Source organism: Pandoraea sp. NPDC090278, assembly GCF_044772185.1.
Taxonomy (GTDB): Bacteria; Pseudomonadota; Gammaproteobacteria; order Burkholderiales; family Burkholderiaceae; genus Pandoraea.
The window spans coordinates 1-11,767 of the sequence record NZ_JBIVYJ010000019.1; the positions used below are offsets into that span (position 1 = coordinate 1).

Below are 11,767 nucleotides of genomic sequence, written 5' to 3' on the forward strand. Positions count from 1 at the left end.
CAGCGTCACATCTTGCATGAAAGGTCTCCAGTTAGGGATTAACACCGCCAGCGTAGCGCATTCGGCGTGGCGGGGAGGACCATCTCATTAGTTGTATAGTGACGCCATTTGGGAGGCATCTGTCGATGGGGCGATATCGGTCTTCGGAGACGCATGCGACACGTGAGCGATTGATCCGACAGGGGCGCGGACAAGGGCAAGGGGCGGACTATCAGCCTTGGATTCGAGTTGGCGAATTTCCTAACCGTGGTAACTCGTTTCGTCTGCATTCGCCGATTACCGGGCGTGTACACCATTACCTGTCGAACCTCGAATACCGACACCACCTTTTGTGCGAGTATTTGGGCAATGTCGTCGACATCCGCGAACAGTACCCCGTCCACCCCATTACTGAAACACTAGCGCTTGCGCATGAGCTCGGTATCGTGCACCCGGAATTCGGTGGCCATGCCCGCTCAGTCACTACGGACGCGCTGCTCACGATTGATGATGGGAATACGCGGTGGCAACTTGCACGAAGTCTGAAATATGCCGCAGATTTGACAGACGCCAGGACACGGGAGAATCTTGAACTCGAGCGCCAGGCATGGAGGGCTCGGGGGATCGGGTGGGAGCTCCTCACCGAGCATGAGTTGCCAGAGGTGCTTGGCCAAAATTTGCGTTGGCTACGGACTTGGGATAAGGGCGGTCGAGGAGAGGTGCCTTCTGTAGATATCCAGCGATATTTCCTTGTGGCACTCGCCGATCAGTCATTCTCGCAGTCATTGGGCTTTGTCATTACCCGGGTTGCCGAGCGGTTACGCATCTCTCGGCTCTTGGCCATTCACGTCTTCCGCTTTCTTGCCTGGCATCGTCAGATTGAGGTCGACTTGTATGCTCCGCTGCACTTGACAAAGCCACACGCGGCGCTGGCTTCAAATTTTCGTCGCGCTACCTCATGAAACGCCTTCAGATCAACACGGTGCTTGTGCCGAATGGCCCTGCGCCATTTGCAGATGCGCATCGCATTCTCGCGCGCCGAGGAGAGAGCCTCATTCTCTTCCGGTTAGCATCTCCGCCCGGCAAGCCATTTTTGGTTCCCCGTAATACAGTGAATCAATGGGTGACCAACGGATTGCTCGTGATTGGTGCCGATCCGTCCCCTGACTACATACGGCGACCGGACAGCGAGATTCCCGTCGCACACAAGACCCGACGGGATGAACTTTGGGCGGCGATCCAGCCGTTAGTCACGGGAGAAAACGCCGATCTCATCCTCGACGAGGGGCTGCGTTGGGAGCTTTTGACTGCCCGTGCGCAGAAGGTTGGCCTCACGGTCGCGTATCTCTATCGTGTGCTGCAACGGTATTGGCGCGATGGGCAAGTGCCCAACGCGCTGCTTCCTGCATATTCCAAAAGCGGTGGCGCCACCAAGACACGTCAGTCCACTGAGGGGCGGAAACGGGGGCGGCCACGTAAGGTGCTTGTGACGGGGCATGATCTTGGTGCGACTGGCGTGAATGTCACAGCGGCGGATCTGAAATTCATTGCCTTGTCGCTCAAGCTTTACCACCTTCGGCGTGGCATGACGTTACAGGACAGCTATGACGAAATGATCCTGCATCACTACTCGTCGCATGAGTTGGTTGATGGCGAGGTGCGTAAAACCCCATATCCGTCAAATCAACTCATCCAGGTGCCGGCGTATCGATATTGGGCGACCAAGCTGATGCAGGACATGAGCCTCCAAAAGGAGGTGCTGGGCGACCTCTTCTGGCGCAAGCGTTTGCGCGGGCGAGCCGGACGCGCGCGCGACACGACGATTGGCCCGGCGGATATCTTTGAAATTGATGCGACGGTCGGGAACTTCTACCTAGTTTCGGAGTTCCATCGCAATCATCTTATCGGACGTCCCGTGATTTATTTCGTCGTGGATCGCCGCTCGACGATGATTGTCGGCGTTCACGTTGGACTGACGGGACCGTCGTGGAACGCGGCGCGTATGGCGCTGCATTGCGCATTCAGCGATAAGCAACGCTTTTGTGCCCAATATGGGGTAACGATTGGTGCTGATGAATGGCCGTCGCAGGAGCTTTGCAATCTGGTGGTTGCCGATAATGCGGAACTGCTCAGCCGTCATGCGCAACGTTCGCTGCAGCACTTATTGAACATCGATTGCAATATCAACCCTGTCGGCCTGCCCGTCGCCAAAGGAACGGTCGAGAGCAAGTTCGCAACCGTCAATGAGGCCGTCAACTGGGTGCCCGGCGCGTGGAAAGCTCGGGCGCTGGAGCACGATGCGCGAAATGATCTCGACATGCGCTGGGACGCGGCACTGACGTTGCGCGAGCTTACGCAGATTCTTATCGATGAGGTGTTGTTTCACAATAACGCCGTTGCCGTGCCGGACCTGCTTACCAAGGACATGATTCAAGCGGGTTTGAAACCGTACCGCCGGGACATTTATTTATGGGGCCTAGAAAATGAATCGGGAGAACGAGCTCGGCACGCCGATCCTGCTGGGCTTTATCGTTGCCTGCTTCCGTCGCGACGATGCCCCTTGACGGAAAGTGGCCTGAGGATTGATGGGGTGTACTACTTGCCGGAGAGCGGTGATCATGAGTTGGTGCTCGCTCGGGCACGGCGAGGACGCCGATCAGTCACCGTGCATTACGACGAGAATTGCATGGATTTCGTTCATGTGGAAGACCCTGACACAGGACTTTGATCCCGCTGGCAGCTTAATGCGTCAGCATCGGGACGCTACACGAATCAGAGGTACGAGGAAATGCTGGAGCTTCGAGCATCGCTGCAGTTTGCTGCGCATGACGAGAGTGATTACGAAAATGGGCAGAAGTCCGGCAAGAAGCAGCGCCAACAACACGTTGTGTCTGGCGCGGTAAGCGCAAAGCGTGTTGCGCCCAAGCCGGCCACCAAGCGCGAATACTTGAACTCGGCGAAGACAAATCGCCAACACGAAGTCGCTATGCAAAACGTGCTTCGAGCGCGGTTGCCCGAGGAACAGCAAGACTTGGTGACCAGGGAGCGGGAAGCTGTCGCCAAACATCGCAGTCAAATGCGCTCTCGCCGCAACAGTGTGGTCGCCTTGCGCCGCACCATGACCAAGCCGGAGGAGACTTGACGCATCGCCCGTCTTTCACGCAAGCGATCTATCGCACTACGGGCGTCGCCGCCTATGACGGCAATCCGCTAATTGAGGCATTGCCGCCAATTATCTCAGTTGCCGAGACAGCATCCATGGTCGAGTGGTTGCCGCCCGTGCCTGAGAACAGTGATCGTAGCGCTCCGGCGGAGCTTCGTATTCATGCGCTCCCATCGATCAGAAAGCTAGTTTATCTGTTGCCGGAATACGGGCTGTACAGCTCCGTTTTCTCCGTGGTGCTGCGAGAAGGCTATACGACGCGAAACCCGGTGCATGCCGAGACGTGGCAGCATCTTCACTACGTGAACAATGGTGGGCGACAGGACTACGGCGCGCCTGCACCGCGAGCTCATCGCTCATCGGGGATACTCTTCTCCGGGATCAGTGGCACGGGTAAGTCCACGTTCGTCAATCGTCTGCTGCAGCTCTATCCGCAGGTGATTCAGCATTCACGCTACAGCGAGCAGCAATTTATCCACCCGCAGTTGGTGTGGATCAAGATTGACTGTCCGCATAATGGCTCGCTCTCAGGTCTGGCCCTAAGATTCTTCTCGGCGGTCGACAAGGCGCTGGGCACTTCGTATGCGCGATCCAATTTTTCACAGAATTCGCGCGCCCCAAAATTGGCGGTGTTGCTTGAGGAGATGGCGGCCGTAGCGGCGAATCATTTTCTCGGGGTGCTCATCATCGACGAGTTGCAGAATCTGAGTCGCGCCAAGACGCAGGGAGATGAAGGCTTCCTGACGTTTCTGAGCAGCATGGTCGAGCAAATTGGTGTGCCGATCATTGGCATCGGCACGCCGGGTGTCACAAAAGTGTTTCGCAAAACACTGCAAGACGCGCGACGCGCGGCGGCCATGGGCTACTACGAATTCCAGCGTTTCTCAGTCGACGAGGATGCATGGGTTGACTTTGTCGACACGGTGACGCGATACAACTGGACCGAGTCACTAATTCCCGATGATGCGACCTTTCGCGCTGCGCTGTACCACCATACGCAGGGGATTACTGCGATTGTCATTGCGCTGTTCATCCTCGCTCAGTTTCGTTGTCTGGCGTCGGGCGAGCCGATGACGGTCGAAACACTCGAGAGCGTGTCGGTCGCGGAGTTGGCGCCTTTGCAGGCCGCGCTTCGTGTGTTGCGCTCGGGGAGTGCCGAGGGGATTCATGAATTTGACGACTTGGCAACGGATCGGGCGTGGGCCGAGGCGGTTGATAACCTGGATCGTGCCGTACTGGATTTTGTTGCGCTTGAGCGCCCCCGAGCGCGAACAAGAAATACAGCGAACAAAACAACGCTCAAGAAGGGGAAGTCTCGAGCGTCAACGGACCCGCAGGATTTTCGCAGTCTTGAAACGACGCGAAATCTCCATGATCAAGTTCGCGAGCGTGGCCTGACGCCCGTCAATGTGTTTGCCATGGGTAAGGACATTGAGTCACCCTAGAGTGAGCGTTTCATCTCTTGCGGCATCAATGCGAACTGCAGTCGCCGGAGGTGTCTTGTGGCCGTACCGTTGTTCTTCTGATTCAGCATGCAACCTGTACTTGAGCTCAATCTTTTTCCGGCGTCATTACCCGACGAAACGATGGCGTCTCGTGCAAGCCGCTATCACCTCATTGCCCGTCATCGCACGACACGCGAGAGCTTTGAGCGGCTGTTCGGCAAGCCTCGTGCACCCCTGAGCGATATTGTGCCACCGGATTTACCGGCGCTCGCGCAGCGGCTGCCGGGCGATGGTGCGGCCAATCTCGAACAACTTCTGCGTGAAAACACACTCTATCCGTTAGTGCAATTGTTTGACGACGGAGATACGCTTGGGCGACAACTCAGAGCGGCAGATGCCCGTCGCCTGGTTCGCCGGCGCACACTCGGCCTTCCTGACAAGACCAAGCTGTGTGAGCAGTGCGTGCGAGACGATCTTGATACTGTTGGTTCCCCATATGTACATCGCGCGCATCAGGTGCCTGGCGTCGCGCACTGTTGGCGGCATCGCACGGTCTTGCTGGAACGATGCCCGAGTTGCGGGTGTCCCTTTGAGCGTCCGCGCGAGCTGTTAAACGTGCCTTGGAAACCCTGCGTTTGCGGATATCGACTCGGTACCGAAGGGTATGAGCTTTCGACGCGGGCGTTGATCTCTGACGCTGAATTCGGTCACGCGGTCTTTGTTAAGGACTTGCTGTTCGCGGCGCCTGGCACCTATCCCGTATCTGCGCTTGTTGGTGCGTGCACGCACAAGCTCCGTGAGCTCGGGCTCGGTCGGGGGCGCCAAGGCATCGACAGACATGCTGCTAGGGTCTTGCTGGAAGATTATTATGGCGATGCATTCTTGTGCAAAGCAGATCCTGCATACGCGGCAGGCAAACATGAACAATGGTTTCGTATGGGGAGCATGAGCGGGGCACGGGACGTCCCGCTCGGTCGGCATTTGCTTACTGCTCACTTTCTTTTTTCTGGTGCGAGCCAGTTTGTCGAGGCGCTCGACACGGAAATGACGAAGATGGTGGCCACTGGCACGCCCCCCGAACGGGCCGGAAACACATCCGTCAAGACGCTCGACAAGATCAGTCGCACAGTCGAAGAATTGAGTCGAATCCTTCGCGAAAATCCTCGATACACCCTCGACGATCTGTGGGCTCGTTATCACGGCACACTTTCGCGTTTGGTGAAATGGGATGCCGAAGCATTTGAGACAATCAGGGCGCTCGCGCAGAAGCCTCGGCCATTCAAGCGGGTATCGCCGCGCGTCGGTGCACCGCATCCGCGCGATGAGGAATACGCGGATCGTTTGCGACAAGCTGCCCTGAAGCTCTACGCCAGCACGGATCGGCCGAGTAAGATTTCGCGGCGAAGTGTCGGGCGAGCGGGAGGGCTAATTCATGTTGTCTATGCCGCGGCCGTTTATCCTCGCTGCGTCCAGGTAGTCGAGGAGTTTGCTGAGAGTGCGTGGTACTTCTATGCGCGTCGATACGTGTGGGCGCTTTCCCGTATGTCTGCCACTGATGCACCTGGAGCGGTGACTCGCTTCTATATGGATACGGGCATTTGGCATTACAAATTCATCGAACTCGACGCCCATCTTCGCAAGCGCTTGCCTGCATCAATCGGTCGGCTTCGCGAGGGGCAAGTTATTGCAATCCTGCACAACTGTGGAATCGACTTGAAGTGGGAAGGCCCATGTCCGGAAAAGTCATTCGCAAATGCGGGGCGCGCTTACGTCAGGCAAAAGCTTGAGCCGAGCGGGTTTTTCGATGACTCCGTCGACAGTGTCTCCTCGGTGCAGAGCGAGGGGACAGCTACGCGAAAACTGGCGTGAACTTGCCGCGCAGCGCCAACCGTTGCGTGCTTGTCGTCATAGGCCGGAGCGATCAGGGGATATCAAACCTCAGACAGGCTGCGAAAGGGATGCCTTGTAACCGCCACCCTGTGCACCTTCGAGATCGAATTCGTAAAGGATCGTTTTGCCAAGACTTGGTTGTCGTTGTCCCAATAAAATCTATGGTCACCCCCATTTTTGCAAGACTGATGTTCGTTGCAGTGTTTGGCTTGCCTAAATCTATCCGGCGTCGTTGTGGAGATTAGCTCCGCGCGCCACGATGAGAGTCGTGCCTGAGGAACCCCAAAAGCGCCTCGGCCTCAAGAGCCAATTTTATTGCCGGGTTCGTCCTCAGGCCGGTGTGCCGTTCACGTCATCGAATTTTCAGTCATCACAGAACCAGGTGGGTGTCCTTCGGTGAAACCTTTGGGGAGGAGCGCTCACGCGGGCATGGCGCTCGTCCCGGCATCGAATATTGTGTGGTGCGTGGCCAGTGCCCAGGCCGTTCTGGCCAGTTTGTTCGTCAGCGCACAGGCCGCCACGTTCGAGTGTCGGCGCGTGAGCATCGCGCGTACCCATTCGGCGAGCTGCCCATGCTGGCGCTCAAGCCGCTGCATATATGCTCGGGCGCATTGCACCAACAAGCGTCGCAAGTTTTTGTCCCCTCGCTTACTTATACCCAGTAAATTCGCCCGGCCGCCCGTACTGTACTGACGAGGCACAAGGTAAGCGATCAAATAACGACGCCACTCAACGCCCAGTCTGGGCAGGCATATTCCATGGTGTGAGCGCTGCGTAGTCATCCGCCGTGGTAGCGAGCGGCAACGTCTTGAATAGCCAGACCAGGTATCGATACGGTTCGATACCATTTGCCTTACAGGTTTCAACGAGTGAGTACAGGTTCGCGCTGGCCTGTGCGCCGGCGACAGTATCGGCGAACAACCAACCCTTGCGCCCGATGACAAACGGGCGGATGGCGTTCTCACAGAGATTGTTCGAAATCGGCCAGGCGCCATTCTCTACGTAGCGCACCAACTTGGGCCACTGTCCCTGCATGTATTGCAAGGCGCGGCCGAGCTGACTCGATGGCACAACACCGGGCAGGTGTTCGGTAAGCATTTGCTCCAGAATGGCAAGTACGCGAGCGCTGTAGCGGGTGCGCAGACGCTGACGTCGCTCAGGGGCCCACGTTGTGCTGCGGGCCTCTGCAGCAAATAGCTTGGCGATCATCGCAACGAAACGCGTGGCCAACAGGTCTGGTGTGCGGGAGGCTTTCGGCACCGACTCTTCAGCCTTGATAAAGCCTCGGCGTACATGTGCCCAGCATCCGAGATGCACGAGGTGATGCTCGCGGGCGATGCCGTTGTAGAGTTCGTATCCATCCGTCATCAGTGCTGCGCCGGGCCGCACACCCGCATAGAATCGCTGCGCATGCTGGGTACCCCGCCCCGGAGAGTACGAAAACATTCGCACGGGCGGGCCCGAGCCGTTGACCTGCGCCCAGAGATAGCTCTTTGCCTGCGGGCGTCGGCCAGCTTCTTTTAGCACCTGAAACGTCGTTTCGTCCCCATAGAACAGGTCCGATTCGAGCAACGTGTCGCGCATCAAATTGATCACGGGCTGCACGGCCAAGCCCACGCGCACGACGCTGGCGGCGAGCGTATTCGATGAAATATCTCCGCCGAAGCGGCGCAGTAGCGTCGCTTGCCGATATAGCGGCATACCATACTGGTACTTGCCGGTGATGATCCAGGCAAGCGCCGATTCGGTGAGCAGGCCGCGCGGGATAATACGGGCCGGTGTTGGCGTGACCTTAATGCCAAGATCGCAGCATGGACAGGCGTACTTCACGCGCTGATGCTGGATCACACGAACCTGCTCGGGAATCACATCCAGTTGTTCGCTCGTCTCGACGCCGATTTCCACCAGGGCGTGGCCATCGTGTGCGCAGAACTGCTCAGATGCCGGCAGTTCGTGTCGAACGACTTCGCGCGGCAGATTCGGATCGAGCGGCTTGCGCCCGCGCTTGCTGCGCGTGTGGGCAGTGACAGTTGTGCCTGGCACTTCTTCATGCACGGGCTCGGATGTTGATGCCAGTGACTCAGCCTCGTTGAATAGGCCAAGCTGATCTGCATGCCGTACTTCGCTCGATGCGCCGAACAGTTCATGCCTATAGGCGCGCAGCTTCTCTTCTGCCAGATCGCGCTGGGCCGTCACGAACCGAAGCTCACCTCGTAAGGCGTCGCGCTCGTCAATCAGCGCTTGATAGTCTCCGGCGCTAAGCATGATGGTGTTTTCTGGCATGGTTGGTTTGACCATGCCGCAGGCGCGCCGTTCAGCTCATGCGCAGGTAATGGCGCTGAGGATGTTTCTGAATCACAGAAAGATCGATTCCCTCGAGCAACCAGTGCAGCTGCTCGACACTGAGCGTCACGACCTCGTCGCCTTCGGGCCAGACGAACCGGTCGGCCTCGAGCCGCTTCATCAGCAGCCAGAAGCCGTTGCCGCCCCAGCCAAGAATCTTGATGCGGTCTCGCCGTCGATTTCCAAACACGAACAGCGCCGGGGCCATCGGATCCAGACGCATGGCTTGTTCAACCCGTATCGACAAACCGTTGATACTCTGACGGAAGTCCACGGATTCGCGGTGCAGGTACACTTTTAGCGCTTCGTCGAACCGGAACATGGCAGCCTCCCGAGCATCTCGATAACCGCCGTCAACTGGGCCAGATCTGATTTCCCGATATCGAGCTGCACGCCGTTGGGCAGACGCACATGTACGCTAGCGATGAGCTGCGATTGAGGCGCGGAGGATTCCACTGTGACGACCGACGTTGCGGATATCGGGGTAAGCAAAGGCACGAATGCCGGCATCTCACGCTCAACCACGCAGGGCTCAGTCGCTGATTGCTTGTCGGCGCGAATCCATTTGCGAAGCTGGTTAGCGTTGACTTGGGCCTTAAGCGCCAGTCGAGCAATCGACACGCCCGGGCGACGGCATAGCTCGATCAGCCGTAGCTTGGCGATGGGATCGTAGTCACGTTTCCCGTTCGAACGTATGCGTACGACCCGCAGCGGGAAGCAGTCGGTTTCGTTGAGTTCATTCATGTTTGCGTCCGCAAAAGTCTTTGCGGACGCAAGCTCGACCTCTGTCGAGCTACCGCGATAGGGCGTCCTTTAATGACGGCTTACGGCACAAGCCCGGTGGCTGCCGCAAAATCGCGGCTACACGCGTACTGCTTGCCGTCCCCCATCTCAGTGGCCAGCACGCTCGCCGTAATCGGCCCAACGCCCGGGATGCTCAGAAGTCGTTGCCCGAGATCATCCTCGGCAAGCTGGCGCGTCAACTCCTTTTCGATTTCGCTGATTTGCTCGCACAGGTACTTGTGATGGGCGTGCAATCTATCAAGCACCGCGATCAGCCGCGGCGGCAACGAGTGCTCTGCCAGCGTCGCCGGTAGGCGCTTGATGACTGCCTGGCCGGTAGGCAGGCTGATGCCGAATTCAAGCAAAAACCCATGGCGTTGGTTAGTCGTCTTGGTTCAATCCCGGATCAACGATTCGCGCACGCGATGCATGGCCCCGAGCGTCTGCTGAGATTCGGTCTTAGGTGTCACGAACCGCATGGCTGGACGCGACGCCGCTTCACAGATCGCCTCAGCATCCACGAAGTCGTTTTTGTTGCTTTTGACGAAAGGCCGCACGAATTGCGGCGAGATGAGCTTGACCTGATGCCCGAAACCAACCAACTGGCGGGCCATGTGGTGAGCTCCCGCACACGCCTCCATGACCACCGTGCACGCATGAAATGTTGCGAAAAACTCGACCAGTTGCTTGCGACTCATCTTCTTGCGAAGCACCGCTTTTCCTTGTCGGTCCTGCCCATGAAGGTGAAACGTATGCTTTCCTAGGTCGATTCCTATCAACGTCGAGGTTTGCATGATGGCCCTCCAAAATGAAAACACCCTACCGCGTTACCCGCGTGTAGGGTAGGGGTGACCATCTCATTAACGTGAATGCGTTTGGTGCCGCGATGAAGAGATGCAGCGGTGCCCTTGATTAGTCTGCAAGGCCAACGCTTCGGCCAGATCAAATGCGTGTTGACCGCACACCACAGACCGCGCGCCAGCGCCACAAGTTGGACGAGCAATCAGCAACGAGCTCGCCTGCGGCAGAGCGGTGGTGATATGCGCTTTCACGGCGGAGGCTACGTCGTGAGTGAGGCACACCGCGACCGCCATGTCTCCCTCCGACTCCTTCACCATTTCCAGATCGAATTTCCAGCCGTGCCACGACGGATCACGTGGCACGTCATTTGAGTGCCAAACATTCCGGTGGACTGTTCTTTGCTCGATCTCGACGTTGCGGCCGGATTTGATGTTTAGCACCGCCCCGGCCGCGAAGGCTAGCGTGTTGTGAGCATCGAGAATCAGTCGGAGATGCTGGTTGTCCTTTGCCGCGGTCTGTAAGAAGCCCTTGAGTTTTGGATAGAGCGTCGCTGCCCAGTCGGCCTAATCGCGGATCGCGCGTTCGTCGAAGTGGGAGATCCATACACAGGGGGCGTGAGTGTTTGTTGGTACGACAAAATCGTGCGTTTCTGTGCCATCAAGAATGACACGCACCTGCTCAACGGTGCACACGCGGGTTTCGTTCAAATCAATGATCATTCGATGAATGATCAACCATCCCATGGCATCCCGCCACTCGGCTGTCAACCCTTTACGGACTGGGCTTTAGCCTGGGCTCACCATCGCCTGGAAACGCGCCTCCAGGTTCATCCGCGTCTGGACAGCGCCGGCAACAATTCACCACGAAATTTAGATTTATTTCTATCTGCCTATCAGTCGAACGAGGGCACTATCGTGAGAACTTACCCTTGCTCTGAAAGTTTTTCGTTGTGCCGAATAAAGCGAATCGGCGAAGGTCTTGCAGGTGATTTTTTTGCAATGAAATCGTTGCATCGACTAATTTTTCATGATTTGAATAACAGTCATTTTTTTAATTTAAATAGTCGACTTGATCAAGTGAATGTGATTGATCATTGCCGATCATGAGTTTATCTGGGCCGAATGCGTCATGTGGCACGGCTAATCAGTCATTTGTGGCCTGCGTAAGTGCGCACCGCGGAGGAAGCTGTGAGGTTTCTCCATTCTCGGTACACCTTCGATTCTGCGTCTTGTTGTACGGCCTATCTTTTTCCGGCGGCGCGTCGTCAGTCACCCTCGAGGTGATTTTCTTTAGGCGATGCGTGTTTTTTGCTGATCTCCTATTCCATCACGTCAAATTGCTCATGCGTTTTCGTCCGTCTTGC

9 protein-coding genes and 3 pseudogenes are annotated in these 11,767 nt (G+C 57.1%); 6 read left to right on the plus strand and 6 right to left on the minus strand.

The window, feature by feature from the left end:
* Positions 1-329: 329 nt before the first annotated feature.
* The 5 genes from ACIQWO_RS26855 to ACIQWO_RS26875 all read left to right on the plus strand — a co-directional run bounded on the left by ACIQWO_RS26855 (position 330) and on the right by ACIQWO_RS26875 (position 6,456).
* Positions 330-941 (plus strand): TnsA endonuclease N-terminal domain-containing protein, encoded by a 612-nt coding sequence (locus ACIQWO_RS26855; protein ID WP_402830747.1) that lies wholly within the window; start codon positions 330-332, stop codon positions 939-941.
* Complete coding sequence (locus ACIQWO_RS26860) at positions 938-2,707, plus strand: hypothetical protein (protein WP_402830748.1); 1,770 nt, start codon at positions 938-940, stop codon at positions 2,705-2,707. The genes ACIQWO_RS26855 and ACIQWO_RS26860 overlap by 4 nt, the downstream gene beginning before the upstream one ends.
* Positions 2,708-2,767: 60 nt before the next feature.
* Positions 2,768-3,121, plus strand: a complete 354-nt coding sequence (locus tag ACIQWO_RS26865) for a hypothetical protein (RefSeq protein WP_402830750.1) — start codon at positions 2,768-2,770, stop codon at positions 3,119-3,121.
* A complete protein-coding gene (locus ACIQWO_RS26870) occupies positions 3,118-4,587 on the plus strand; it encodes an ATP-binding protein (RefSeq protein ID WP_402830751.1) in 1,470 nt (489 codons plus the stop codon). Before ACIQWO_RS26865 ends, ACIQWO_RS26870 begins: the two co-directional genes overlap by 4 nt.
* 87 nt (positions 4,588-4,674) lie before the next feature.
* A complete protein-coding gene (locus ACIQWO_RS26875; protein WP_402830752.1) occupies positions 4,675-6,456 on the plus strand; it encodes a TniQ family protein in 1,782 nt (593 codons plus the stop codon).
* 440 nt (positions 6,457-6,896) lie between these two features.
* Here ACIQWO_RS26875 and ACIQWO_RS26880 read toward each other — a convergent pair.
* From ACIQWO_RS26880 to ACIQWO_RS26905, 6 genes and pseudogenes are all read right to left on the minus strand, one after another.
* A pseudogene (locus ACIQWO_RS26880) lies at positions 6,897-7,181 on the minus strand (transposase); the annotation flags it as partial.
* Positions 7,182-7,206: 25 nt separating this feature from the next.
* Complete coding sequence (gene tnpC / locus ACIQWO_RS26885; protein WP_402830754.1) at positions 7,207-8,775, minus strand: IS66 family transposase; 1,569 nt, start codon at positions 8,773-8,775, stop codon at positions 7,207-7,209.
* Positions 8,776-8,791: 16 nt separating this feature from the next.
* Positions 8,792-9,142: an IS66 family insertion sequence element accessory protein TnpB gene (gene tnpB / locus ACIQWO_RS26890; protein WP_402830755.1), complete on the minus strand. Its 351-nt coding sequence runs from the start codon at positions 9,140-9,142 to the stop codon at positions 8,792-8,794.
* Positions 9,118-9,564, minus strand: a complete 447-nt coding sequence (tnpA, locus tag ACIQWO_RS26895; protein ID WP_402830757.1) for an IS66-like element accessory protein TnpA — start codon at positions 9,562-9,564, stop codon at positions 9,118-9,120. The genes tnpB and tnpA overlap by 25 nt, the downstream gene beginning before the upstream one ends.
* Before the next feature lie 83 nt (positions 9,565-9,647).
* A pseudogene (locus tag ACIQWO_RS26900) lies at positions 9,648-10,397 on the minus strand (IS110 family transposase); the annotation flags it as partial.
* 66 nt (positions 10,398-10,463) lie between these two features.
* Positions 10,464-10,904, minus strand: a pseudogene (locus tag ACIQWO_RS26905) (SAVED domain-containing protein); the annotation flags it as partial.
* A gap of 141 nt (positions 10,905-11,045) precedes the next feature.
* Here ACIQWO_RS26905 and ACIQWO_RS26910 point away from each other — a divergent pair.
* Complete coding sequence (locus tag ACIQWO_RS26910) at positions 11,046-11,510, plus strand: hypothetical protein (protein ID WP_402830759.1); 465 nt, start codon at positions 11,046-11,048, stop codon at positions 11,508-11,510.
* The last annotated feature ends 257 nt before the right edge of the window (positions 11,511-11,767 follow it).

Bases quoted from the DNA above. Each gene is read 5' to 3' on its own strand.
- ACIQWO_RS26860 (WP_402830748.1), top strand. From the start codon at position 938: ATGAAACGCCTTCAGATCAACACGGTGCTTGTGCCGAATGGCCCTGCG.
- tnpA (WP_402830757.1), bottom strand. From the start codon at position 9,564: ATGAATGAACTCAACGAAACCGACTGCTTCCCGCTGCGGGTCGTACGC.
- ACIQWO_RS26875 (WP_402830752.1), top strand. From the start codon at position 4,675: ATGCAACCTGTACTTGAGCTCAATCTTTTTCCGGCGTCATTACCCGAC.
- tnpC (WP_402830754.1), bottom strand. From the start codon at position 8,775: ATGGTCAAACCAACCATGCCAGAAAACACCATCATGCTTAGCGCCGGA.
- tnpB (WP_402830755.1), bottom strand. From the start codon at position 9,142: ATGTTCCGGTTCGACGAAGCGCTAAAAGTGTACCTGCACCGCGAATCC.
- ACIQWO_RS26865 (WP_402830750.1), top strand. From the start codon at position 2,768: ATGCTGGAGCTTCGAGCATCGCTGCAGTTTGCTGCGCATGACGAGAGT.